Annotated in this window: 26 protein-coding genes and 1 pseudogene; 5 read left to right on the top strand and 22 right to left on the bottom strand. The window is 61.7% G+C overall.

Annotated elements, in window-relative coordinates; translation table 11 throughout:
• Positions 1–22: 22 nt before the first annotated feature.
• From lepB to rpoE, 8 genes are all read right to left on the bottom strand, one after another.
• Positions 23–832, bottom strand: coding sequence for a signal peptidase I (gene lepB, locus ABT23_RS10955; RefSeq protein ID WP_296634942.1), 810 nt, complete (start codon positions 830–832; stop codon positions 23–25).
• A 17-nt stretch (positions 833–849) separates the two neighbouring features.
• Positions 850–2649 carry a translation elongation factor 4 gene (gene lepA / locus ABT23_RS10950; protein WP_296634939.1) on the bottom strand — a complete coding sequence of 600 codons (1800 nt, stop codon included), beginning with the start codon at positions 2647–2649 and terminating at the stop codon, positions 850–852.
• Between the two features lie 64 nt (positions 2650–2713).
• A complete protein-coding gene (locus ABT23_RS10945) occupies positions 2714–2959 on the bottom strand; it encodes a glutaredoxin family protein (RefSeq protein WP_296634937.1) in 246 nt (81 codons plus the stop codon).
• Complete coding sequence (locus tag ABT23_RS10940; protein WP_296634934.1) at positions 2952–4349, bottom strand: DegQ family serine endoprotease; 1398 nt, start codon at positions 4347–4349, stop codon at positions 2952–2954. The genes ABT23_RS10945 and ABT23_RS10940 overlap by 8 nt, the downstream gene beginning before the upstream one ends.
• Positions 4346–4786: a SoxR reducing system RseC family protein gene (locus tag ABT23_RS10935; protein ID WP_296634932.1), complete on the bottom strand. Its 441-nt coding sequence runs from the start codon at positions 4784–4786 to the stop codon at positions 4346–4348. Before ABT23_RS10935 ends, ABT23_RS10940 begins: the two co-directional genes overlap by 4 nt.
• A gap of 8 nt (positions 4787–4794) precedes the next feature.
• Positions 4795–5742, bottom strand: a complete 948-nt coding sequence (locus tag ABT23_RS10930) for a MucB/RseB C-terminal domain-containing protein (RefSeq protein ID WP_296634929.1) — start codon at positions 5740–5742, stop codon at positions 4795–4797.
• A complete protein-coding gene (locus ABT23_RS10925) occupies positions 5742–6290 on the bottom strand; it encodes a sigma-E factor negative regulatory protein (protein WP_296634925.1) in 549 nt (182 codons plus the stop codon). The genes ABT23_RS10930 and ABT23_RS10925 overlap by 1 nt, the downstream gene beginning before the upstream one ends.
• Before the next feature lie 2 nt (positions 6291–6292).
• The gene (rpoE, locus tag ABT23_RS10920) at positions 6293–6889 is read right to left on the bottom strand and encodes an RNA polymerase sigma factor RpoE (RefSeq protein WP_296634924.1); all 597 of its coding nucleotides are present in this window, start codon (positions 6887–6889) and stop codon (positions 6293–6295) included.
• A gap of 141 nt (positions 6890–7030) precedes the next feature.
• Between rpoE and nadB the strand changes: the two genes are divergently transcribed.
• Positions 7031–8656 carry an L-aspartate oxidase gene (nadB, locus tag ABT23_RS10915; protein WP_296634921.1) on the top strand — a complete coding sequence of 542 codons (1626 nt, stop codon included), beginning with the start codon at positions 7031–7033 and terminating at the stop codon, positions 8654–8656.
• Here the strand turns inward: nadB and ABT23_RS10910 are convergent.
• Complete coding sequence (locus ABT23_RS10910) at positions 8592–9035, bottom strand: protein YgfX (protein WP_296634919.1); 444 nt, start codon at positions 9033–9035, stop codon at positions 8592–8594. The genes nadB and ABT23_RS10910 overlap by 65 nt on opposite strands.
• 40 nt (positions 9036–9075) lie before the next feature.
• On the opposite strand from ABT23_RS10910, the gene ABT23_RS10905 reads away from it, so the two are divergent.
• Together ABT23_RS10905 and ABT23_RS10900 are read left to right on the top strand one after the other, a co-directional pair.
• Entirely contained in the window at positions 9076–10104 is a 1029-nt protein-coding gene (locus tag ABT23_RS10905) for a folate-binding protein (RefSeq protein ID WP_296634917.1), read from the top strand.
• Entirely contained in the window at positions 10105–10392 is a 288-nt protein-coding gene (locus tag ABT23_RS10900) for a DUF4936 family protein (RefSeq protein WP_296634915.1), read from the top strand.
• Between the two features lie 48 nt (positions 10393–10440).
• On the opposite strand, the gene ABT23_RS10895 is transcribed toward ABT23_RS10900, so the two are convergent.
• On the bottom strand, positions 10441–11475 hold the full coding sequence (locus tag ABT23_RS10895; protein WP_296634913.1) for an SH3 domain-containing protein: 1035 nt from the start codon (positions 11473–11475) through the stop codon (positions 10441–10443).
• Between the two features lie 128 nt (positions 11476–11603).
• Here ABT23_RS10895 and ABT23_RS10890 point away from each other — a divergent pair, with 128 nt between their 5' ends.
• Complete coding sequence (locus ABT23_RS10890; protein ID WP_296634910.1) at positions 11604–11966, top strand: TusE/DsrC/DsvC family sulfur relay protein; 363 nt, start codon at positions 11604–11606, stop codon at positions 11964–11966.
• Positions 11967–11973: 7 nt separating this feature from the next.
• On the opposite strand, the gene alr is transcribed toward ABT23_RS10890, so the two are convergent.
• The 11 genes and pseudogenes from alr to ABT23_RS10835 all read right to left on the bottom strand — a co-directional run bounded on the left by alr (position 11974) and on the right by ABT23_RS10835 (position 21257).
• Entirely contained in the window at positions 11974–13041 is a 1068-nt protein-coding gene (alr, locus tag ABT23_RS10885) for an alanine racemase (protein ID WP_296634906.1), read from the bottom strand.
• Between the two features lie 3 nt (positions 13042–13044).
• Entirely contained in the window at positions 13045–14436 is a 1392-nt protein-coding gene (dnaB, locus tag ABT23_RS10880; RefSeq protein WP_296634903.1) for a replicative DNA helicase, read from the bottom strand.
• 131 nt (positions 14437–14567) lie between these two features.
• On the bottom strand, positions 14568–15017 hold the full coding sequence (gene rplI / locus ABT23_RS10875) for a 50S ribosomal protein L9 (protein ID WP_296634900.1): 450 nt from the start codon (positions 15015–15017) through the stop codon (positions 14568–14570).
• A gap of 10 nt (positions 15018–15027) precedes the next feature.
• On the bottom strand, positions 15028–15315 hold the full coding sequence (gene rpsR, locus ABT23_RS10870) for a 30S ribosomal protein S18 (protein ID WP_018506772.1): 288 nt from the start codon (positions 15313–15315) through the stop codon (positions 15028–15030).
• A gap of 3 nt (positions 15316–15318) precedes the next feature.
• On the bottom strand, positions 15319–15609 hold the full coding sequence (gene priB, locus ABT23_RS10865) for a primosomal replication protein N (RefSeq protein ID WP_296634899.1): 291 nt from the start codon (positions 15607–15609) through the stop codon (positions 15319–15321).
• A gap of 20 nt (positions 15610–15629) precedes the next feature.
• Positions 15630–16028 carry a 30S ribosomal protein S6 gene (rpsF, locus tag ABT23_RS10860; protein ID WP_296634896.1) on the bottom strand — a complete coding sequence of 133 codons (399 nt, stop codon included), beginning with the start codon at positions 16026–16028 and terminating at the stop codon, positions 15630–15632.
• Between the two features lie 165 nt (positions 16029–16193).
• Positions 16194–18390 (bottom strand): annotated as a pseudogene (locus ABT23_RS10855) (arginine/lysine/ornithine decarboxylase).
• A 97-nt stretch (positions 18391–18487) separates the two neighbouring features.
• On the bottom strand, positions 18488–19054 hold the full coding sequence (gene dcd, locus ABT23_RS10850; protein ID WP_296634894.1) for a dCTP deaminase: 567 nt from the start codon (positions 19052–19054) through the stop codon (positions 18488–18490).
• Positions 19054–20142: an iron-sulfur cluster carrier protein ApbC gene (gene apbC / locus ABT23_RS10845; protein WP_296634892.1), complete on the bottom strand. Its 1089-nt coding sequence runs from the start codon at positions 20140–20142 to the stop codon at positions 19054–19056. Before apbC ends, dcd begins: the two co-directional genes overlap by 1 nt.
• A 185-nt stretch (positions 20143–20327) precedes the next feature.
• Positions 20328–20687: a hypothetical protein gene (locus ABT23_RS10840; RefSeq protein WP_296634889.1), complete on the bottom strand. Its 360-nt coding sequence runs from the start codon at positions 20685–20687 to the stop codon at positions 20328–20330.
• Positions 20688–20705: 18 nt separating this feature from the next.
• Positions 20706–21257: an RNA pyrophosphohydrolase gene (locus tag ABT23_RS10835; protein WP_296634887.1), complete on the bottom strand. Its 552-nt coding sequence runs from the start codon at positions 21255–21257 to the stop codon at positions 20706–20708.
• A 131-nt stretch (positions 21258–21388) separates the two neighbouring features.
• Here ABT23_RS10835 and ABT23_RS10830 point away from each other — a divergent pair, with 131 nt between their 5' ends.
• On the top strand, positions 21389–22288 hold the full coding sequence (locus ABT23_RS10830) for a hypothetical protein (protein WP_296634884.1): 900 nt from the start codon (positions 21389–21391) through the stop codon (positions 22286–22288).
• On the opposite strand, the gene ABT23_RS10825 is transcribed toward ABT23_RS10830, so the two are convergent.
• On the bottom strand, positions 22252–23022 hold the full coding sequence (locus ABT23_RS10825; RefSeq protein ID WP_296634881.1) for a polyamine aminopropyltransferase: 771 nt from the start codon (positions 23020–23022) through the stop codon (positions 22252–22254). The two genes, ABT23_RS10830 and ABT23_RS10825, sit on opposite strands and share 37 nt — an antisense overlap.
• Positions 23023–23206: the final 184 nt, after the last annotated feature.

Below are 23206 nucleotides of genomic sequence, written 5' to 3'. Positions count from 1 at the left end.
GCGTGCGATACATGCTGTCTCCTTATCGAATGGTAGTGCCGATGCGGCCGAATTCGTCGAAATTCATCCAGATGAAGAAGGCCTTGCCGACGATGTTCCTGTCCGGAACGAATCCCCAGTAGCGGCTGTCGTTGCTGGCGTCGCGATTGTCGCCCATCATGAAATACTGCCCCTGCGGCACCTTGCAGACGAAGCCTTCGCCCTCGGCATTGTAGGAGCAGTTCTCGCGGTAAGGGAAGTCCACCACCTGGGTCGGATAGACCGAGGGCTTGTCCGGCTCCGTCATCATGGTGTGGTCGGTGCCGTTGAGGCGTTCCTTGTACACCATCGCGGTAATGTAATTCAGGCCATTACCCACGTAGCTGTAGGTGCCCGTGTTGGTTGATGGCACGGGCTTGCCGTTGATGGTGAGCTTCTTGTCACGATATTCGACCACGTCGCCGGGGACGCCGATCACCCGTTTGATGTAGTCGAGACTGGGGTCGCCCGGATAGCGGAATACCATCACGTCCCCCCGCTTGGGATTGTTCAGTTCGACCACCTTCGTATTGATGACCGGCAGGCGGATGCCGTAGGTGAATTTGTTGACCAGGATGAAATCGCCGACCAGGAGCGTGGGCATCATCGAACCGGATGGAATCTTGAACGGCTCGACCAGGAAGGAGCGCAGCGCGAACACGACGAGGATCACCGGGAAGAAGCTCTTGGCGTACTCGACCAGCATCGGCTCCTTGGCGTCCCTGTCGCGGCCACGCTTGAGGAACAGCACGTCGAGCAGCCAGATGGCGCCGGTGACCACCAGGGCGACGAAGAGTATGAGGGCAAAGTTCATGTCGGGGGGTCCGTTTCTTATTTATCGGAGACCTGGAGGATCGCAAGAAAGGCTTCCTGCGGGATTTCCACGTTGCCGACCTGCTTCATGCGGCGTTTGCCGGCCTTCTGCTTTTCCAGGAGCTTCTTCTTGCGCGTGATGTCGCCGCCGTAACACTTGGCGAGCACGTTCTTGCGCATGGCTTTCACATTCTCACGCGCAATGATATTGGCGCCGATCGCCGCCTGCACGGCGACGTCGAACATCTGGCGCGGGATCAGTTCGCGCATCTTGGCGGCGAGCTCGCGCCCGCGGTACACGCTGGTGGCACGGTGCACGATGAGGGACAGCGCATCGACTTTCTCGTTGTTGACCAGGATGTCGAGCTTGACCAGATCGCCGGCGCGGAATTCCTTGAATTCATAGTCGAGCGAGGCATAGCCGCGGCTGGTCGATTTCAGCTTGTCGAAGAAGTCCATCACCACTTCGTTCATGGGCAGGTCGTAGCGCAGCATGACCTGCTTGCCGTGGTACTGCATGTCGAGCTGCATGCCGCGCTTCTGGTTGCACAGGGTGATGACGTTGCCGACGAATTCCTCCGGCACGAAGATGGTCGCGGTGATGATGGGTTCGCGGATTTCCTCGATCTTGGACGGCTCGGGCAGCTTGGACGGGTTCTCGACGTTGATCGTGGTGCCATCCTTCAGCACCACTTCATACACCACCGTCGGCGCGGTGGTGATGAGATCCATGTCGTACTCGCGCTCGAGCCGTTCCTGCACGATATCCATGTGCAACAGGCCGAGGAAGCCACAGCGGAAGCCGAATCCCAGCGCCTGCGATACCTCGGGCTCGAACTGCAGCGCGGCATCGTTCAGCTGCAGCTTGGTCAATGCGTCGCGCAGCGCCTCGAAGTCGTGGGATTCAACCGGATACAAGCCGGCAAACACCTGCGACTGCACCTTCTTGAAACCCGGCAGGGGTTCGCTGGCGGGACGGTCGATCAGCGTGATGGTGTCTCCCACCTGGGCGGATTTGAGCTCCTTGATGCCGGCGATGACGAAACCGACTTCACCCGCCGAAAGCTGGGGCTTGTCGACCGACTTGGGCGTGAACACGCCGACGTGTTCGGTCAGATGTTGCGCACCGCTCGCCATGAAGCGGATCTTGTCCTTCGGGCGTAGCACGCCGTCGACCACGCGCACCAGCATCACCACGCCGACGTAGTTGTCGAACCACGAATCGATGATCAGCGCCTTCAGAGGCGCAGACTCGTCTCCGCGCGGCGGTGGCACCTGCTTCACCACCACCTCGAGGATTTCGGAAATACCGATGCCGGTCTTGGCCGAGGCACGCACCGCGTCGGTGGCGTCGAGGCCGACGATATCCTCGATCTCTTCCGCCACCCGGTCGGGATCGGCGGCCGGCAGGTCGATCTTGTTCAGCACAGGGATCACCTCGACGCCAAGGTCGATCGCGGTGTAGCAGTTGGCCACCGTCTGCGCCTCCACACCCTGCGAGGCGTCGACCACCAGCAATGCGCCCTCGCAGGCGGACAGCGAGCGGCTGACTTCGTAGGAAAAATCGACGTGGCCCGGGGTGTCGATCAGGTTCAGGCGGTAAACCTGGCCATCCTGCGCCTTGTAGGTCAGCGCAGCGGTCTGCGCCTTGATGGTGATGCCGCGTTCCTTCTCCAGATCCATGGAATCGAGCACCTGCGCCTCCATCTCGCGCTCGGACAGGCCGCCGCAAAACTGGATCAGGCGGTCCGCCAGCGTGGACTTGCCGTGGTCGATATGGGCAATGATGGAAAAATTGCGGATCAGATTCTGGGACACAACAAAACGGGCACGCTTCCGTGCCCGATCAGGGATTCGATAAGACCCCGGATTTTAACGGATTTCAAGGGTTGAAGCGCAGCCATTCCTGAAACGCAGGCAGATTGAGCTGATGGCGGCAAATCTCGGTGTCGCCGTCAAACAACAGCGGAACCTCCCAGCCGTATTCGGCCTTGAGTGCCGGATCGGCATCCACATCCACAGGAACCAGGGCGTGTCCCGTCCCTGCAAGCAGGGCGCGGACCTCGGCTGCCAGTTCATCGCAGAGCGGACAGCCTTTCCGCGTATAGAGCGTGAGCGTTTTACCCACCCGAAATTTTCAACGGGATATAGAGCGAGCCGTCGCCGCGACGCACCAGGATCGCCGCGCTCTTGCCGGCGGGAATCGCGGCGATGGCCTTGCGATAAACCGCCACGCTGGTGATCTTGGTATTGTTGACCGCCAGGATGATGTCACCCGTCCGGATGCCGGCACGTGCCGCATCGCCCGTTGCATCCGCGACCAGCACGCCATAATCGAGGTCGAGCGCCCGCCGCTGGTCCGCCCCCAGTTCAGTCAGGGCCAGCCCGCCGCGCAAAATAGCCTTGCCGTCATTGGTCGCCTGCTGGCTTTCAGTGGGCAATTCGCCCAACACCACGTTCAATTGTTGGACTTTCCCCTTACGCCAGACTTGCAGCGGGATCTTGGTGCCCGGCTTGGCCATGCCGACGATGCGCGGCAGGTCGCTGGAGTTTTCCACGGCCTTGCCATTGAACTCCAGGATGACGTCGGCCGCCTGGAGTCCCGCTTTCTGCGCCGGACTGTCTTCCTGAACCTGCGACACCAGCGCCCCACGCGGACGATCCAGGCCGAAGGAGTCGGCCAGATCGGCGGTCACTTCCTGGATCACCACGCCCAGCCAGCCGCGCGACACCTTGCCGCCGCTTTTCAGCTGAGCCGCCGCCTCCATCGCCACATCGATCGGAATCGCGAACGATACGCCCTGATAGCCGCCGCTGCGGCTGTAAATCTGCGAATTGATGCCGACCACTTCGCCTTTCATATTGAACAGGGGCCCGCCTGAATTACCGGGATTGATCGGCACATCGGTCTGGATGAACGGGACGTAGGTCTCCGATGGCAGCGAGCGCCCCTTGGCGGAAACGATGCCCGCAGTGACCGAGTTCTCGAAACCGAAGGGCGAACCGATGGCCGCCACCGCCTCGCCCACCCGCAGTTTGGTGGGATCGCCCAGTTTGACGACAGGCAGATTGTTGGCGGTGATCTTGATGACGGCCACGTCGGTACGCGCGTCGGCCCCCACCACCTTGGCCGTGAAGGTTCGTTTGTCGATGAGCTTGACCACCACTTCGTCCGCACCTTTGACCACATGCGCATTGGTCAGGATGTAGCCATCGTTGCTGACGATGAAACCCGAGCCTTCGCCGCGCGCCGGAATTTCCTGCATGGGGCCGGGGCCCTGTCCGCCTTCCTGCCCTCCGGGCATGCCCGGCATGCCCGGGAAGAAGCGGCGGAAGAATTCCTGCATGCCTTCGTCACCAAACTCCTGGCCACGCTTCACCATCTTGGTGGTGCTGATATTGACCACGGCCGGCCCTTCTTTCTCGACCAGGTCGGCCACATCCATCACATCCTTCGCCAATGCAGGTACCGACACGGCAAACACCAACGCGATCGCCGCCAAAGCGTTTTTCATCATGACTGTCCTTTCATTACTTGAAGCGAAATTCTGTCTTCTCGCCTGAGCACCACCGGACGGGCCGTCCGGCCGCCACGTGCCAGGAGCCAGCCCGCTGCCCCTCCGATCAGCATGCCGGCAAGCGCCGTGCCGTCGCCGGGCTGGATGACCTGCGCCAGCAACGCGCCCATCAGCATCAGGCCCAACGGCAGGCCATAGGCGCGCATTGCACTCTTGAGTACGCTGCCATGGGCAATCCCGATCACCACGCGGTCTCCGGGTGTCAGGGGCAGGTCGCAGTCGACCAGGAAATTCCGGGGCTTGCGCTGGAACAGTTCTGCGATGCGCCGCGATGAACATCCCTGCCCACCGCAGGTGCCGCAGCCCGATGGCTCGACGGCCTGCACCCAGACGCCGTCGGATGCGGTGTGGATGACTTCGGCTGTCTGCTCCAGCATGTCCGGCCTTACTTCCGGGTTGCCGAATTGCCGGTTTCGATGAGTGCCATGTTCGGCACTTCACCCAGCGTCGTCACGATGTAGCCATCCACCTCGCGGGCATAGATGCCGATCGCGCCTTCAGCCGACAGGCCATGCAGGCTTTGCACCTGCGGATCCGCAGGCTCGACAAACATCGACAACACGCTCAAACCGTCCGAAAAAACCAGATGCGTGACCGGCGCCCGCTTGCCGGGCAGTACACGTACTGCTTCCTGCACCTGTTCGTATCCGGGGGGCGGGGTCACGTTCCAGTCGTTCATGACCGGTTTGCCCGGCTGTATTTTCTGGATGATCTTTCCTGCCATGTCATTGCGGATGTCCGGAGCCTTGCCGATCTGGATTTCCGAGAACACGAGGATCGAGATCACATTGCCGCTATCGTTGACGATGCGCGCCTTGAGCGGCAAGCCTGTCCGGGTGTCCAGCCAGAAGTTGTAGGTATATCGGTATCCGTCGCGCGGCGCCAGCGTCACCACCTGGCAGGCGCGTCCCGCAACGCGCTCGATCCCGCCCAGCTTCGCTTCGTAGAAATCGAGCAGGCTGGCTGGCTGGGCAGGCAGCAAAGCCGGGAAGAAACGGCGCAGCGCATTGCGCTCCAGCCGAACGTGCTTGCCATCCGGCAAGTGGCAGTACACATCGTTATTGATGCGCATGAACTGGCGCGAGGTGCCATCCATGACTTCGACTTTTTCCTGCTCGCCATTCGCATCGGCACGGTGCTGTACACGCAAGACCTCGACGTGCTCACCGTGGTGATAGACATAGATACCGCTGTAATTCTGCTGTTTGGCGGCCGTAGCCGCACGATTGAGCCAATCGGCCGCAGCATCGGCACGCGCCCCGCCGGACAGCAAGACCAGCCCAGCGAACCCTGCAACCAGCCAGCCCTGCCGCCATCCAGCCAGCGACCGCATCAGCGCGGCTCCACCGCTACGGCCACCGCCGGCTGGTAAGGGGAAGAAACCACCGTCATCGGGGCAAACTCCTGATGCGCCACCAGATAAGGCGCAAACCGGGCGTCTTCGCTTGCCGGCTCCGACGACAGCGAGGCCTGCTGAAATCCTGGGGCTGTCGCCATGGGTAGCGTGGCCGGTTCATCCGACATCATCCGGGTGAGCGAAATCGCGCCCCACACCGCGAGCGAGGCAAACGAGGCCACGGCAACCCGCTGCGGCCACACGCTTCGGCGCGGTGCGAGCACGGTCGGCTCGGTGGACAACTGCGCCGAGAAACGTGCCATGAAGCCCTCCTGCGCCGGGGCTTCGCCTCGCATCAGGTCGCCGATCAGATGGTAGTCCGACCAGCTTTGTCGCAGCTCGCCGTCGCGTTTCAGGGCCGCGAGGCAGGCTTCCGTTTCGGTACGCTCCGTCTCGCCATCAAGCGCGGCCGAAAGCAACAGACGCCAGTCGTCGTCGGCCGATTCACTCTGGGGATGGGCATGGGTTTTAAGAAGTGCTGACATGGTTACCACCTTTTGTCCTGACTGGTGCCCAGCATCGGGCGTATCTTTTCCGCTATGGCCTCGCGCGCGCGGAAAATCCGCGAGCGCACAGTACCGATCGGGCAGTCCATCATTTGCGCGATTTCCTCGTAGCTCATGCCTTCGATCTCGCGCAGCGTGATGGCCGTCCTCAATTCCTCGGGCAGCGCATCGACCGCCTCATTGACTGCTTTGGCGATCTGTTTGGTCTGGAGTTCCGCTTCCGGCGTCGCAATATCGCGCAACAGGTCGCCGTCCTCGTAATTCTCCGCATCTTCCGCCTGCACGTCGCTCGCCACCGGCATGCGCTTGTGCGCCACCAGATAATTCTTGGCGGTATTCACGGCGATACGATACAGCCAGGTGTAGAAGGCGCTCTCGCCACGAAACCCCGGCAACGCACGGTAGGCCTTGATAAAAGCTTCCTGCGTAATATCTTCCACCTCCGCAGCATCCCGCACCATGCGCGACAACAGCCGCCCGAGCTTGCGGTGATACTTGCTCACCAACAGCTCGAAAGCGCGCTTGTCGCCCTGCTGGGCGCGTTCGACCAACACCTGATCCAGTTCGCGGTCCGACATATCTCCCTGCTGCTTCTTGTTTGTGTTGAAAGTATACGTGACCGCACCTTCCGGAACATGTGAGCGGGTCAGGGTAAAAAAGTTCACCCTAAACAGGGTTATTCGGACACGGCCCAAGCCTGCTATCATCCCCCGACCACCATGCACAGACACGACGTCCTCATCCTCGGCAGCGGCCTCGCCGCGTTGACCACCGCGCTCAAGCTTGCCGACCAGCGCCGCGTCGCCATTGTGACCAAGCGCCAGATGACCGACGGGGCCAGCGACTGGGCGCAAGGCGGCATTGCCGCAGCGGTCGACAGCGGCGATTCGGTCGAGGCCCACGTCCATGACACCCTGGTTGCCGGGGCCGGCCTGTGCGACGAGGCCGTCACCCGGCTGGTCGCCAGCCAGGCGCGCGAAATGATCGCCTGGCTGACCGCCAACGGCGTCGCCTTCACCCCAGACCCACAAGCGCCGGGCGGCCTGCACCTCACCCGCGAAGGCGGACATTCCAAACGCCGGGTCGTGCACGCGGCGGACGCTACCGGACACGCAGTACAGACCAGCCTGCTCGACCGGGTACGTGCCCATCCCAATATCGACACCTTCGAGCAGCATGTCGCCATCGACCTCATCACCGGCAAGCGCGCCGGCGGCCAAGAACGGCAGATCCACGGCGCCTATGCGCTGAACAAAGGCACCGGCGAGGTCGAGACCTTTGCCGCCGGGCACACCGTGCTCGCCACCGGTGGCGCCGGCAAGGTCTATCTTTACACGACCAACCCCGACACCTCGACCGGCGACGGCATCGCGATGGCCTGGCGCGCCGGCTGCCGGGTGGCCAATCTGGAGTTCGTGCAGTTCCACCCGACCTGCCTATACCACCCGCACGCCAAATCCTTTCTCATCAGCGAGGCGGTACGCGGCGAAGGCGGCCGCCTGTTGCTGCCCGACGGCAGTCGCTTCATGCAGTTTCATGACGAGCGCGCCGAACTCGCGCCACGCGACGTGGTCGCCCGCGCAATCGACTTCGAGATGAAGAAACGCGGCATCGACTGCGTCTATCTCGACATCAGCCACAAGCCGGCCGACTTCGTGCGTGAGCATTTCCCGACGATCTACGGCCGCTGTCTGGAACTCGGCATCGACATCACGCGCCAGCCGATCCCGGTGGTGCCGGCAGCGCACTATACCTGCGGCGGCGTCATCACCGACATGAATGCGCGTACCGACCTGTGCAACCTGCATGCCGTCGGCGAAGTCACCTTCACCGGACTGCACGGCGCCAACCGGCTGGCGTCGAATTCTCTGCTGGAGTGCCTGGTGTTCGGCCATGCCGCCGCCGCCGACATTCTGGCCACGCCGCCCGCCCCGTCGCTCAGCCTGCCGCCCTGGGATGCGTCGCGCGTCACCGACCCCGACGAGGAGGTGGTGATCTCGCACAACTGGGACGAACTGCGGCGCTTCATGTGGGACTACGTAGGCATCGTGCGCACCAACAAGCGGCTGGCACGCGCGTCGCACCGGATCCGCCTGCTGCGCGCTGAAATCGACGAGTTTTACCGGAACTTCCGGGTCTCCAACGACCTGATCGAACTGCGCAATCTGGTGCAGAGCGCCGATCTCATCATCCGCTCGGCCCAGTTGCGGCAGGAAAGCCGCGGCCTGCATTTCAGCCGCGACTATCCGGAAATTCTGCCGATCGCTGGCAACACCGTGCTCAACCCGCGTCCGGGAACCCTGTGTCCGAGCGTGTGCGGCGTGCCCAGCGAAGCGACATCCTGAGGCGCCGCAAACTGTCAGCATCCGCGCTATCTGGCAGCAGCGTCAGGGCATGCACGCGACGGTCGGCGGCACGATAACGCAACACGATCAACCCGGGCGAGACAAAACTGTCATCCAGCACCTCGACGTCGCACCACTCGGCACGGCCATCCAGGCTTTGCAGACGGCCGTCTGCCGCAATACGCAGACGCGTCATTGGCGCGGCTTGCCGCCAACCCCATACGCCCAGGCCAATCACCGCGCTTCCCAGCGCAAACGCAACGCCTGCAGGGACATCCGTCAGCAGCAGGGCAACCCCTGCCAGCACGGTCATGCCCAGCAGCAACAGCCCCAGTCGGCGCGAGGGTTTGAGTTCAATCTCGTGCATCAGCGTGTACACTTTTGGACTTCATGACATCCCTCTTTGACTGGAACGCAACGTGATCGATTCCTGGAAAAACTTTCTGCAATCCCAAGGTGCGCACATCGAAGACAGCGCGGTTCTGCATTATGGCGATCCGGCGGCCGAACGCGCCGCCGCCGCTGACGGCACCATTGTCGCGGATTTGTCGCAACTCGGCGTCATCGCTTTTCACGGCGACGAAGCCGCCAGCTTCCTGCAAAGCCAACTCACCAACGACGTTCGCGGCCTGCAGGCCGACGCCGCCCAGTGGAACGGCTATTGCAGCCCCAAGGGACGCCTGCTCGGAAATTTTCTGGTATGGCGGCAGGGCGAGGATTACTGCCTGCAACTATCGGGCGACATCCTGCCCAGCGTATTGAAGCGGCTATCCATGTTCATCATGCGCGCCAAGGTACAAGGACGTGACGCCAGCGATGAACACGTCCGGCTGGTCGTCGCCGGCAAGCAGGCGGCGGCCAGGGTGAACGCCACGATGGGCGTCCTTCCGAATACCACCATGCATACCATCAACGGAGAAGCCGGCCAGGTCATCCGCGTCGGCGACGACAAATTCGTTCTGTCGATCCTCCCCGAACGCGCCGCCACGGTCTGGCAGGGATTGCGCGAAACGGCCACCCCGGTCGGCGCACCGGTATGGGACTGGCTGCGGCTCAACGCCGGCATTCCGATGATCGTTGCCGCCACCCAGGAGCAGTTCGTCCCGCAAATGGTCAATTTCGAGGTCATCGGCGGCGTCAGCTTCCAGAAAGGCTGCTACCCCGGCCAGGAAATCGTCGCCCGCAGCCAGTATCTGGGCAAACTCAAACGCCGCATGTTCCTTGCGCACGTGGATATCGAAGCCGTACCTGGCGATAGCCTGTACAGCGCCGACATCGAGGGCCAGGCCACCGGCACGGTAGTCAATGCAGCACCGGCGCCGGCGGGCGGCTTCGATGTGCTGGCCGTGGCCCAGGTCGAAAGCGCGGCGACGCAAACCCTGCACCTGAAAGCGGGCGACGGCGCGGTGCTGACGCTGAAACCCTTGCCCTACGCGCTACCCGAATAGGTGAAGCACGCCTACGTCTATTACCGTATCGATCCTGCGCAAACCAGTCTGGTAGCCCCCCGTATCGATGCATTGCTGGACGCGCTGGCCCGGTATTGCAGCCAGCCGCCACGTCGGTTGCGACGCTGCGACGATCCGTCGACATGGATGGAGATCTACGAAGGCATTGCCGATTTTGCGGCATTTTCCGCCGCGCTGGACCGGGCCGTGCTTGACCTGGACTGTACCGGGGCCACTGTGGGCGAACGCCATCTGGAGTGCTTCTCGGCGCCCGACCCGGCCCCATAAAAAAGCCGGGCTTGCCCGGCTTTTTTGGCGGTGTACAGAAACAGTCGCCTATTTCTTCACCATCACCTTTTCCACCCAGCCTTCGCCATCCTGGCCTTGGACGGAAATAAATCCGCCCTGGTCATGGCCGGTATAAATGACTTCCTCGCCTCGCGCGAGGGTCGAGACCACTTTGGAGGTTTTCTTGGGCTGGGCGTAGACCCTCAACCCGGCAATTTTTCCGGTTACCGTGTCGCCTTCCTCGAACACGATGCCAGCCTTGGTCGGCTGGCCGGATTTGCCCTTGAGGTTGATCTCCTGGCGTGCCATCTCCGGATTGTTGCGGATGGAACGGACGATGTTGTTCCAGTTGTCCAGGTAGCTGGCCGCGATGACCTTCCCTTCCGGCGTATTGGTGTAGGCGCCGAGTCCACCTGCCGCGCCGCCACCGACCAGCAGCCCGCCCACACTCCAGTCCGTTTTCTCGGCATTGCCGGTGGCCGAAGCGAGCTGCAACGAAGTACGCGAATCCGAGAGGATCATGGTGGTTTGCGCCGACTTGAACTTGAGGCCGGCCGCGACCAGGCCCGCAACGGCGCCAAACACGCCCAGGCCGCCCAGTGCGCCGCCCACACCGCCCGAATCCTTGCTGGAGAATACCGCGTCGGGGGTCAGCACATAGTCGGCCGTGACCATCTGGCCCTTGCCCATGTTGGAACCCTTGCGCAATTCGCCGGACTCGGCCAGTTGACGCTCCTGCATCAGGTTCTGCATGGCGCGGCCACGCTCCACCAGAACAAAGCAATTGGATTGCTGCACCATCATGCGAATCAGGCCTGTCGGTGATTGCAGGCCGTATTGGAGCAGATGGGAAATCACGGCATCCTGCGGCTCAACCACGGCCAGCGTGCCGTAGGGCTTGTCGCATTTCTCAAGTTCCTTGGCTTCCCCTTGTGCCCCGTCCGGCCCCGCAGAACCGGACGGCTGACCGGCCTCTTTTTTATCGCCGCCCCCCAGTTTGAAATCGAAGAGGCCGGCATAGACCGGATTGATCGCCTGCGTCAAAAACAAGCCGGTAACGAGTGCGCGCGCAATGGCTGTCATTGTTGTCTCCCTTGGTTGATTTAAAACGATTATATCCATTTCAAGCGTCATCCAGACGCATACAAAATGCCTTGGTTTCCGACATGCACGTTCTATAAACAAGGCACGCACGTCACAAGGAGATCATCATGCTGGACATCAACAAAATGGTGGAACAGGAGCATTCGGGCCCAACGGTCCGCGGCTATCTCATCGACCTGGAACCCTGGACGGAAGAACAGGCAATCGAGAGTGCGCGCCGGGATGGACTGGAATTGACCGACGACCATCTGGCCATTATTCGCTATCTGCGCGACTGTTACGCCGATCATGGTGGCACTATCAATGCGCGCATGCTGGTGCATTCGCTGGAAGAAGAATTTGCGGGCCAGGGCGGACACAAGTTCCTGTACAAGCTGTTTCCACTAGGGCCCATCGCCCAGGCCAGCCACTATGCCGGTCTGCCGATGCCGCCTGGCACCCGCGATCCCTCATTTGGCACGACGCACTAACTAAGCTTTAGTCGGTTTCGTCCACGGGGACCCGCGCGGCCAGCGCGCACAGCAGTTCATAACTGCTGGTGCCTGCGGCTGCGGCTACCGTATCCACGGGTAAGCCCTCGCCCCACAGCACGACCGGGCTCCCCACGCCGGCTTCGGGGCATTCGCCCAGATCGACACACAGCATGTCCATCGACACCCGGCCCAAGGTTCGGCTGAGGTGTCCATCGACAAGAACCGGCGTACCGGTCAGCGCATGGCGCGGGTAACCATCCGCATAGCCGCAGGCAACCACACCCACCCGCATGGGGCGGTCGGCACGAAACAACTGCCCATACCCCACACCCTCGCCCGCTTGCAGGGCCTGCACGCTGATGATTTCCGACCGCAGGGTCATGGCCGGCCTCAAACCCAATTGCTCGGCCGACAGGTCGGCAAATGGCGACGCGCCATAGAGCATCAGTCCCGGGCGCGCCCAGTCACCGAGGGTCTGCGGGTAACGCAACAGCGCGGCCGAATTGGCGCTGCTCCATGGTAGACCGTAGGCCGACAGTTCGCGCAGGAAAGGGTGCAACTGCCAGTCCACGCCAACCGTTTCATCCGCCTGGGCAAAATGCGTCATCAGCGTGATGCCGGCCACTGCGCTGAGGCTTCTCGCCCGCGCGACGATGGCGGCATGATCGGCCAGTGGAAATCCCAGCCGGTGCATGCCGCTGTCGAATTTGAGGAAAACCTGCAGGGGCCGCGCAGGCGGTTGCTGCTGCAGCCAATCGAGATGGGCAGGATGATGCAACACCGGCCACAGGTCCAGTTCGGCGCAGGTGGCGATTTCGTCTACCCCGAAGAACCCTTCCAGCAGCAGGATGGGCTGGTCGACCCCCATCAATCTCAGGTTGGCGGCCTCTTCCAGCGTCAGCACGGCAAAGCCGTCGGCGGCCGCCAATGCGCGCCGTGCACGCGACAGCCCGTGACCGTAGGCATTGGCCTTGACTACGGCAAACACGCGCGTTGCGCCTGCATGACTACGTGCCACACGCAGGTTGTGTGCCATCGCGCCGATGGAGATTCGCGCCTGGATGGGCCGCATGGCTCAGTAGCTGCCCGGCTGCGCGAGGGTTTCGAAGCGCGTGTATTCGCCGAGGAAGGCCAGTCGCACCGTGCCGATGGGGCCGTTACGCTGTTTGCTGATGATGATTTCCGCCGTGCCCTTGTCCTGCGTGTCAGGGTTGTAGACCTCGTCGCGGTAAATGAACAGGATGACGTCGGCATCCTGTTCGATGGCACCCGATTCGCGCAGATCGGACATCACCGGACGCTTGTTGGGACGTTGTTCCAGACCGCGGTTGAGCTGCGACAGCGCGATCACCGGCACGTGCAGCTCCTTCGCCAGCCCTTTCAGCGCACGCGAGATTTCTGATATTTCGGTAGCGCGGTTCTCACCGGTGCCGCTGCCCGCCATCAATTGCAAATAGTCGATCACGATCAGGCCGAGCTTGCCGCACTGGCGCATCAGCCGGCGTGCGCGCGCGCGCAGTTCCAGGACGTTGAGCCCCGGTGTCTCGTCGATGAACACCGGCGCCTCGTTGAGCTTGCCGAGCGCGTAGGTGAGGCGCTGCCAATCGTCCTCGCCCAGCTTGCCGGTACGCAGACGGTGCTGGTCGAGCTTGCCGACCGAACCGATCATCCGCATCACCAGCTGGGCGCCGCCCATTTCCATCGAGAACACTGCCACCGGCAGGCCGGTGTCGAGTGCGACATTCTCGGCGATGTTGATCGAGAACGCGGTCTTGCCCATCGACGGACGGCCGGCAACGATGACCAGGTCACCCGGCTGCAAACCCGAAGTTTTCTGATCGAGATCGTGAAAGCCGGTGGGCACGCCAGTGACACCGGAGTCGTTGTCGCGGTGATAGAGCTCGTCAATGCGCTCGACCACTTCCTTCAGCAAAGGCTTGATTTCGGTGAAGCCCGCCTGTCCGCGGCTGCCGGACTCGGCGATCTCGAACACCTTGGCTTCGGCCTCGTCGAGCAGTTGCGAGGCGCTGCGGCCGGCCGGTGCGTAGGCCGTGTCGGCAATGCCGGTCGCCACTTCGGCAAGCCGCCGCATCACCGAACGTTCGCGCACGATCTCGGCATAGCGGCGGATGTTGGCGGCGGAAGGCGTGTTGCTCGCCAGCGCAACGATGTAGGCCAGTCCGCCAACGTTTTCGAGCTGCCCCATGGACTGCAGTGCCTCGGAAACCGTCACGGCATCGGCCGGGCGGTTCTCCGCGATCTGCCGCACGATGGCACGCAAAATCTGGCGATGGTCCTGTCGATAGAAATCGCTTTCCGACACGACGTCGCCAATGCGGTCCCAGGCGCTGTTGTCGAGCAGCAGACCGCCCAACACTGCCTGCTCGGCTTCCAGCGAGTGTGGCGGCAGGCGCATCTGCGCTAGTTGGGGATCGGAATTTGCAGTCAGGGAGTGGATGGCGGCCATGGCAGGATTCTAGTCTTCAGCCTCGGACCCAACAATGGAAAAGCTGTGGATAAGCCGTGGACAGCCGGGTATGCCTTGAGGACAAATAAAAAAGGGAGCCGATGGCTCCCTTTCCAGGAAAGGCCGGCGGATTACTGCTCGCCGACCACCACCACCGTGATGTTAGCGGTGACGTCATGGTGCAGTCCCAGCACCACCGGGTATTCGCCAATGGCCTTGAACGGGCCTTCGGGCAGGCGGATTTCCGCCTTGACCACGTCATGGCCCTGCGCTTTCAGCGCATCGGCGATGTCGGCATTGGTAATGGAGCCGAACAGACGGCCATCGACGCCAGCTTTCTGGCTGATCGTCACACTCATGCCTTCGAGCTTGCCGGCGCGAGTCTGCGCATCGGCCAGTTTCTCGGCTGCGACACGTTCCAGTTCGGCCTTCTGGGCGGCAAATGCGTCCATGTTGGCCTGCGTGGCACGACGTGCACGGCCAGTGGGAATCAGAAAGTTGCGGGCATAGCCGTCTTTCACTTTGACCACGTCACCCAGATTGCCCAGGTTGACGACTTTGTCCATCAGAATCACTTGCATGGTCGTCTCCTCAATGCAGGTCGGTGTAAGGCATGAGCGCCAGGAAACGCGCACGCTTGATCGCGGTACCTAGCTGACGCTGATAGTGCGCCTTGGTGCCGGTAATGCGGGCCGGGATGATGCGCCCGTTCTCAGCGATGAATTCCTTCAGCACCTCGATGTCCTTGTAGTCGACTTCGACCACTTTTTCAGCGGTGAAGCGGCAGAACTTGCGACGCTTGAAGAGGCCGCGGTTGCCGCTGTCGCGGCGTTTATTGGCGAACTTGCCGCCGGATTTTCCACCCATGGGACGTGCCATGATTTATTCCTTTTCGATTCGGTTCAATATCAAGATCAGTTGTCGGCTGTTCACGCTGCGTCGGTTCAACGCGCCTTCCAGTTTCACCTGCGCCCCGGTGGCCAGTTGTGCCAGTTGTGCAGCGAGCGGTCCGCTCGCCTGTATTGTCAACTCGCATTCCACCTGCCTGGCATGGGCTGCCACCGCCTGACTGCTGCGATGCAGAATCACCGCTTCCGCTATCGGTGCGCCTGCCGGACTGTAACGCACAGGATCAACCTGGATGAGGACTCCGCTGATGACCAGCCTGTTCACTCATTCAACCCGGCACTCACTCAAGCTGCCGCAGGCTGCTCGGCTGCCGCTTCCGGCTTGGCGCCTTCTGCCTTGGCGCTGTCCAGCATGTCGCGCGATTTTTCTTCCTTCATCATGGGCGAAGCCGTGGTCACGGCATCGTCACGCTTGATGGTCAGATGACGCAGCACGGCATCGTTGAACTTGAAGCCATGCTCGAGTTCTTCCAGCGTTTCCTGGTCGCACTCGATGTTCATCAGCACGTAGTGAGCCTTGTGGACTTTCTGGATCGGGTAGGCCATCTGACGGCGGCCCCAATCTTCCAGACGATGGACGCTGCCGCCACGTGAAGTGATATTGGCGCGATAGCGCTCGATCATGGCGGGCACCTGCTCACTCTGATCGGGATGGACGATAAATACGATTTCGTAATGCCGCATCTTGTTCCTTTCGGTTTAGCCCCCCGCTGCGGTGCGGTGGAGCAAGGTTAAAAATGGCCAAGGTTTAAACAGCCAAGTAAAAATAATCCCCGGCAAACCGGGGACTGCGAATCATACGCTTTTTGCCTGACAAATCAAGCCTCGACCGCCTTCACGGCGGCAGGCTCAGATGACGCAATCGACGTAATAGCGCGCCTTGCCATCGACCACGTCTTCGACCAGGCCGTGTACGTCGGTCTCGAAGCCCGGAAACTTGTCATTGAATTCGCGGGTGAACTGCAGATAACGGACGATGGTGGCATTGAAGCGCTCGCCCGGGATCAACAGCGGAATGCCCGGCGGGTACGGCGTGACCAGCATGGCAGTGATGCGCCCTTCGAGCTTATCGATCTCGACCCGCTCGATCTCGCGGTGCGCCATCTTGGCAAAAGCGTCCGCGGGCTTCATCGCCGGTGCCATTTCCGACAGGTACATTTCGGTGGTCAGGCGCGCCACATCCTTGGCCTTGTAGATGGCATGGATCTGGTCGCACAGATCCTTGAGACCAGTTTTCTCATAGCGGGGATGTTTCTCGATGAACTCGGGCAGCACGCGCCACAGCGGCTGGTTCTCGTCGTAATCGGCCTTGAACTGCTGCAGCGCAGTCACCAGGGTATTCCAGCGGCCCTTGGTGATGCCGATGGTGAACATAATGAAGAAGGAATACAGGCCGGTCTTTTCCACGATGACGCCATGCTCAGCCAGGTATTTGGTGACGATTGCCGCGGGGATGCCCCAGTCGGCAAATGAACCGTCCACATCAAGTCCCGGCGTGATGACCGTAGCCTTGATCGGGTCGAGCATATTGAAACCTGGCGCGATTTTCCCGAACTCGTGCCAGCGCGCACCCGTCTCCAGCATCCAGTCTTCGCGATCGCCCACACCCTCATCGGCCAGCTTTTGCGGCCCCCACACCTTGAACCACCAGGAATCGCCGAATTCCTCGTCGACCTTGCGCATGGCCCGGCGGAAATCCAATGCCTCGCGGATCGATTCCTCGACCAGCGCAGGACCGCTGGGTGGCTCCATCATCGCCGCTGCCACATCGCATGAGGCGATGATCGCATACTGCGGCGAGGTCGAGGTGTGCATCAGATAGGCTTCGTTGAAGCGGTGGAAGTCGAGCTTGCGCGTCTCCGAGTCCTGTACCAGGATCTGCGAAGCTTGGGAGAGGCCCGCCAACAGCTTGTGCGTGGATTGCGTGGCGAACACCAGCGCATCCTTCGCCCGCGGCCGGTTCTTACCGATGGCGTGCATGCCGCGATAAAAGTCGTGGAAGGTCGCATGCGGCAGCCAGGCTTCGTCAAAATGCAAGGTGTCGATATAGTCGCCGAGCAGTTCCTTGATCATGTCGACGTTGTACAGGATGCCGTCGTAGGTCGACTGGGTGATCGTGAGGATGCGTGGCTTGCGCTTCACGTCCTTGGCGAACGGATGGGCCGCGATCTTTTTCTCAATATTCTCCGGGCGGAACTCGTCGAGTGGAATCGGCCCGATGATGCCGTAGTGATTGCGCGTCGGCGTCAGGAAGATCGGGATCGCCCCGCACATCATGATGGCGTGCAGGATCGACTTGTGGCAGTTGCGGTCGACCACCACGATATCGCCCGGTGCCACCGTCGCATGCCACACCATCTTGTTGGACGACGACGTGCCGTTGGTGACGAAAAACAGGTGATCACAGTTGAAGATGCGCGCCGCGTTGCGCTCCGACGAGCCGACCGGGCCGGTGTGATCAAGCAGTTGCCCCAGCTCGTCCACTGCATTGCAAACGTCAGCGCGTAGCAGGTTTTCACCAAAGAACTGATGGAACATCTGGCCGATCGGCGACTTCAGGAAGGCGACGCCGCCCGAGTGGCCAGGGCAGTGCCAGGAATACGAACCGTCCGCCGCATAATGGGTCAGCGCGCGGAAGAACGGCGGCACCAGGGAATCGAGATAGGCGCGCGCCTCGCGACCGATGTAACGCGCAAGGAACTCCGGCGTGTCTTCCAGCATGTGGATGAAACCGTTGAGTTCGCGCAGGATGTCATTGGGAATGTGACGTGCAGTGCGGGTTTCGCCGTGCAGGAAAATTGGGATCTCGGCATTGCGGAAGCGCACTTCCTCGACGAATCCGCGGAGCTTTTGCAGCGCCTTGCTCGTATCCTCGTCGCTGCCAGCGAGTTCCTCGTCATCGATCGACAGTACAAAGGCCGACGCCCGGGCCTGCTGTTGGGCAAACGAGGTCAGGTCACCATAGTTGGTGACGCCCAGCACCTCCATGCGCGTTTTCGGAACGGAAATCTTCGTCGATGATGACAATGGGAAAGCGAAAACGCATGGCGACTCCTCAGTGAGGGGCGGGAGAAAAACGCGGATTGTACGTCGCGTGCGCGGCGGCAGGATGAAATTTTGCGCGTGTGCTGAAATCGCGCCGTTCAGATCTTGGGAAGCGTGACCCCGACCTGACCCTGGTATTTGCCGCCGCGGTCCTTGTACGAGGTTTCGCACACCTCGTCAGATTCGAGGAACAGCATCTGCGCCACGCCTTCGTTGGCGTAGATTCGAGCGGGCAGCGGCGTAGTGTTGGAAAACTCCAGCGTCACGTGGCCTTCCCATTCGGGTTCCAGGGGCGTCACGTTGACGATGATGCCGCAGCGCGCATAGGTACTTTTACCCAAACAGATGGTCAGCACGCTACGCGGGATGCGGAAATACTCCACGGTACGCGCAAGTGCAAAGGAATTCGGCGGGATGATGCAGGAATCACCTTTCACCTCGACGAAGGAATTCGGGTCGAACGCCTTGGGGTCGACGATCGTCGTATTGATGTCGGTGAACAGCTTGAATTCGTTGGCGCATCGCACGTCGTAGCCATAGCTCGACGTGCCGTACGACACGATGGACTTGCCGCCGGCCTGTTTGATCTGCCCCGGTTCGAACGGGTCGATCATGCCATGCTCTTCCGCCATGCGGCGGATCCATCGGTCGGACTTGATGCTCATCAGGTATTGGAAATGACGATATTGGGGAACTTGGCGGAGTGATCCACCGCCGTTTCGCCAATCTTAACAGCAACGCGACGCGCAATCTGCTTGTAGATCTCGGTCACGCGGCCGTTCGGGTCGGACACCACCGACGGCTTGCCGGAATCGGTATCGGCACGGATCGCGCCGTCGAGCGGCAGCGCGCCCAGGAATTCGACGCTGTAGTCCTTGCACATGCGCTCGCCGCCGCCTTCGCCGAAGATGCGCTCCTCGTGGCCGCAGTTCGAGCAGATATGCAGGCTCATGTTCTCGACCACCCCGATGATGGGGATGCCGACCTTCTCGAACATCTTGAGACCCTTGCGCGCGTCGATCAGCGCGATGTCCTGCGGCGTGGTGACGATCACCGCGCCCGTCACCGGCACGCGCTGTGCCAGCGTCAGCTGGATGTCGCCGGTGCCGGGCGGCAGGTCGACCACCAGGTAGTCGAGGTCGTTCCAGTTGGTGTTGTTCAGCAACTGCTCCAGCGCTTGGGTGACCATCGGGCCACGCCAGACCATGGGCGTTTCGACGTCGATCAGGAAGCCGATCGACATCGCCTGGATGCCGTGGCCGATCAGCGGCTCAAGGTTCTTGCCGTCGTTGGACTCGGGCTTGTCGGTGATGCCCAGCATGGTCGGCTGCGACGGGCCGTAGATGTCGGCGTCCAGCATGCCGACACGCGCGCCTTCAGCGGACAGCGCCAGCGCCAGGTTGACGGCGGTGGTGGACTTGCCGACGCCGCCCTTGCCGGAGGCCACGGCGATGATGTTCTTGACGTTGGGGATCAACTTGACGCCGCGCTGGACGCTGTGGGACACGATCTTGAAGCTGACGTTGGCGGTGGCGCCCGTGACGCCATCGATGGATTTGAGCTTGTCTTCAACCTGCTGCTTGATGACCGGCAGCTGGCTCTGTGCCGGATAGCTCAGCAGGATGTCGACCGACACGGCGCCGCCGTCGATCTTGATGTTGCGGGCGGATTTGGTCGAGACATAGTCCTTGTGGGTGTTGGGATCGACCAACTCTTTTAGTGCGGTCTGCACCTGAAGTTCAGAAACGGCCATATTTGCTCCAGCAAAGTTAAATTAGCAATTGCTCATTTTAACGAATTCTGTCGCTTTGGGTGAACGGAAACGCAGAAACGGCGCGGGATTCCCTGCCATTCGCAGGGATATTGCCAATCATCCGGCGCGATCGGGGGGCCTTGTGATATGCGGCACGAGATCCCGTGCCATCCCTTGAAGCCGGCCTAACGAGGCTCGGCGTGATGCGCCACCAGCACGGCTTCAGGCACGCGTAAACGAATCGCTGCGACAAGCTCGCTGATCGCCCCCGGACGCGGGCGCAGGGACACCCACAGCAAGTTGAGTTTCAGGTTGAGATCAGCGAACACCACATCCTGATGCAGCGACAGCACCGCCTGAATTTCGCGCGACGCCCGTTCGATCTCGACGCGCGGGCGACTGCGCAAACGCGGGATCAGCATCATGAAATCGGTCAGCCGCTTGCCGGCCAGATCGCGCGTGGGCGCAACCTGCCACAAGGGCAACCCCGGTCCGGTTTCGACAACAGTCGTCAGCGTACTTGAAGCATGGATTTGTATCTTCATCACGCCTCCGACCCTGTATCAGGACTTGAGTAGCAGATCCGGCGCCGCACTGCGCCGTCCGCACAGGCGTGGCGCACGCTGGCGCAAATGGCGTGCATCCTTGTGCAGGAAGCGTTCAAGCTCCTCGAGCGCCAGGCGGTAGACCTCGCGCTTGAAGTCGACCACCGCATCCATCGGCACCCAGTATTCGTTCCAGCGCCAGGCGTCGAATTCCGGGTGGCTGCTGGCGCGCAGCGAAACATCGCAATCGCGCCCGGTCAGGCGCAGCAGAAACCAGATCTGCTTCTGGCCGCGATACAGGCCACGGCTGTCGCGCCGCGTCCAGTGGGGAGGCACGTCGTAGCGCAACCATTCGCGCGTGCGGCCCAGGATGCGTACATGCGCGGGCAGCAAGCCCACTTCCTCTTCCAGTTCCCGGAACATGGCCTGTTCCGGCGTCTCCCCCGCGTTGATGCCGCCCTGGGGAAACTGCCAGGCGTGCTGATTGACGCGCTTGCCCCAGAAAACCTGGTTGCTCGCGTTGCACAATATAATGCCTACGTTCGGGCGGTACCCTTCTCGGTCGATCATGGCCGCCACCATCAATAAAGTTCGATTAGCTCCATTCTTTCATACCCGCCGAAAATTGCAAACCTTCCATGATTCGAAGCCTGCTGTTAAGCATTGTTTTAATTGGAATTTTGAGCGGATGTTCCAATTTGATGTCAGCCGCTCCGCCCGACCGGGTATTGGCGGGAATCCATGAATTCGGGACCACGGCGCTCGCCTTTACGCCGGATGGCCGGCAATTCATCAGCGGCGGCTTCCGTGGCGAGTTGCGAGTGTGGGATGCGGCCACCCTGCGCCCGCTCGGCGAGTACCACGGGCATCGGCGGGCGGTGCGCGCGATTCTGCCGCTGGCCTCGGGCGACTTTGTCAGCGGCGGGGACGACGGTCGCCTGATCCTGTGGCATGACAGACGCATCAAGCAACAAACCCAGGGCGCGAAGGTGACTGCGCTGGCCTTGTTCCAAGGCCAGGTGGTGAGCGGTCAGCGCGATGGGCGCTTGCGGGTCTGGTCTGCGGACACGTTACAGCCTGTACGGGAAATTCAGTTATCCGACGATGTCGTTGCGCTGACGACGCATGGCACCCGGCTGGCCGTTGGCCTCGATCACGCCATCCTGCTCCTCGATGCGGATTACAAAACGCGACGGACGATCCGCACGCCACATACCCCGCACGACCTGCAATTCAGTCCGGATGGCCGCATCCTGGCGGCAGGCACCTGGTTCCGCCTGCTCGAATGGGACGTCGCCAGCGGCGAAATGCACAGTATCCCGACCGAGCACAACGGTTTGCTGACCTCGATCGCCTTCAGCCCCGATGGCCGCTATCTGGCCACCCTGGGGCGCCATACCGATTCCGCCATCCGCATCGTCGACACCACGGATTTCAGGGTCGTGCAACGTTACCAGGCCCATGAACTATGCGGCGCCGTCATCCGCTTCAGCCCCGACGGACAGACCCTGGCTTCCGGCTCGGACGACGAAAGCGTTCGGTTGTACCGCTTCCATCGCCCCGCCTATTCAAGCAACGGCGCAATCCCTTCGGCCCACTGAAAATCACGTGCAAAACCGCGCAGATCGAGGCCGTAGCGCTTCGACAGATCGGCCAGTTGCGGCCGCGCCGCCTCGAGCCGGGCCGCAGCGCCCGGCTCGGCAAAGGCAAACACGATGACGTTGGTCTTGTTCTGTACCGAAATCCAGCCGACCTCACCGTCGAATGCACGCGTCAGCCGCGCGAAGTACTCGGCGAATTCACTGTCACGCCCCCACAGATTCACCACCAGAATGCCACCCGGCTTCAACACGCGGCGGCAGGCGGCATAAAACGTCTGCGTCGCCAGCGCCTCGACCTGATTGCCGGCATCGAAACCGTCGAGCAGGATGACGTCCGCGCTGCCAGGGTGCTGGCGCACATACACGGCGCCGTCGGCTTCCACCACGCTGAGCGTGGCATCGTCAGGCGGCAATTCGAAGTGCGTACGCGCGGCAGCGACCACCCGTGGATCGATTTCCACTGCGGTGACATGTGTCTGCGGCCGCTGCTTGCGGATGAACTTGGCAAGTGAACCGCCGCCCAGACCGATCATCAGCACGTCCTGCGGCATCGGGTTGAACATCAGAAACCCCATCATGGCTCGCGTGTACGCCAGTTCCAGGTCCCACGGCCGATTCACCCGCATCGCGCTCTGGATGGCTCGACTGCCCAGATGCAGCGTACGCGTGCCGCGTTCCTCGGTCACTTCCAGTCCCTCGTCGCCTGCCCGACGTTTACCAAACTTCAAGCGCATGGCCATCCCATCCAAAAATCGAGGGCGAATCATCCTAGAAATCGCAGTTGGATGCATCTGATGGTGCGTCTGGGCAGGTGACTGCCGCGAAGCAAGGAGGCCGCAGGCTTATTGCCTGCAACGACGAGCGACAAAGGCAGGCGCTTGTCCAGGCGTAGCAGCAGGTGCATAGCGGACTTCAGTC

Source organism: Thiobacillus sp. SCN 63-57, from assembly GCF_001725555.1.
Classification (GTDB): domain Bacteria; phylum Pseudomonadota; class Gammaproteobacteria; order Burkholderiales; family Thiobacillaceae; genus Thiobacillus.
This window is presented reverse-complemented; position numbering and strand designations above follow the sequence as displayed.

Excerpts from the sequence above, each read along its gene's own strand:
- lepB (WP_296634942.1), bottom strand. The coding sequence starts at position 832 with ATGAACTTTGCCCTCATACTCTTCGTCGCCCTGGTGGTCACCGGCGCC.
- ABT23_RS10940 (WP_296634934.1), bottom strand. The coding sequence starts at position 4,349 with ATGATGAAAAACGCTTTGGCGGCGATCGCGTTGGTGTTTGCCGTGTCG.
- ABT23_RS10935 (WP_296634932.1), bottom strand. The coding sequence starts at position 4,786 with ATGCTGGAGCAGACAGCCGAAGTCATCCACACCGCATCCGACGGCGTC.
- ABT23_RS10930 (WP_296634929.1), bottom strand. The coding sequence starts at position 5,742 with ATGCGGTCGCTGGCTGGATGGCGGCAGGGCTGGCTGGTTGCAGGGTTC.
- ABT23_RS10925 (WP_296634925.1), bottom strand. The coding sequence starts at position 6,290 with ATGTCAGCACTTCTTAAAACCCATGCCCATCCCCAGAGTGAATCGGCC.
- rpoE (WP_296634924.1), bottom strand. The coding sequence starts at position 6,889 with ATGTCGGACCGCGAACTGGATCAGGTGTTGGTCGAACGCGCCCAGCAG.
- nadB (WP_296634921.1), top strand. The coding sequence starts at position 7,031 with ATGCACAGACACGACGTCCTCATCCTCGGCAGCGGCCTCGCCGCGTTG.
- ABT23_RS10895 (WP_296634913.1), bottom strand. The coding sequence starts at position 11,475 with ATGACAGCCATTGCGCGCGCACTCGTTACCGGCTTGTTTTTGACGCAG.
- ABT23_RS10890 (WP_296634910.1), top strand. The coding sequence starts at position 11,604 with ATGCTGGACATCAACAAAATGGTGGAACAGGAGCATTCGGGCCCAACG.
- alr (WP_296634906.1), bottom strand. The coding sequence starts at position 13,041 with ATGCGGCCCATCCAGGCGCGAATCTCCATCGGCGCGATGGCACACAAC.
- dnaB (WP_296634903.1), bottom strand. The coding sequence starts at position 14,436 with ATGGCCGCCATCCACTCCCTGACTGCAAATTCCGATCCCCAACTAGCG.
- rplI (WP_296634900.1), bottom strand. The coding sequence starts at position 15,017 with ATGCAAGTGATTCTGATGGACAAAGTCGTCAACCTGGGCAATCTGGGT.
- rpsR (WP_018506772.1), bottom strand. The coding sequence starts at position 15,315 with ATGGCACGTCCCATGGGTGGAAAATCCGGCGGCAAGTTCGCCAATAAA.
- rpsF (WP_296634896.1), bottom strand. The coding sequence starts at position 16,028 with ATGCGGCATTACGAAATCGTATTTATCGTCCATCCCGATCAGAGTGAG.
- dcd (WP_296634894.1), bottom strand. The coding sequence starts at position 19,054 with ATGAGCATCAAGTCCGACCGATGGATCCGCCGCATGGCGGAAGAGCAT.
- apbC (WP_296634892.1), bottom strand. The coding sequence starts at position 20,142 with ATGGCCGTTTCTGAACTTCAGGTGCAGACCGCACTAAAAGAGTTGGTC.
- ABT23_RS10840 (WP_296634889.1), bottom strand. The coding sequence starts at position 20,687 with ATGAAGATACAAATCCATGCTTCAAGTACGCTGACGACTGTTGTCGAA.
- ABT23_RS10835 (WP_296634887.1), bottom strand. The coding sequence starts at position 21,257 with ATGATCGACCGAGAAGGGTACCGCCCGAACGTAGGCATTATATTGTGC.
- ABT23_RS10830 (WP_296634884.1), top strand. The coding sequence starts at position 21,389 with ATGTCAGCCGCTCCGCCCGACCGGGTATTGGCGGGAATCCATGAATTC.
- ABT23_RS10825 (WP_296634881.1), bottom strand. The coding sequence starts at position 23,022 with ATGCGCTTGAAGTTTGGTAAACGTCGGGCAGGCGACGAGGGACTGGAA.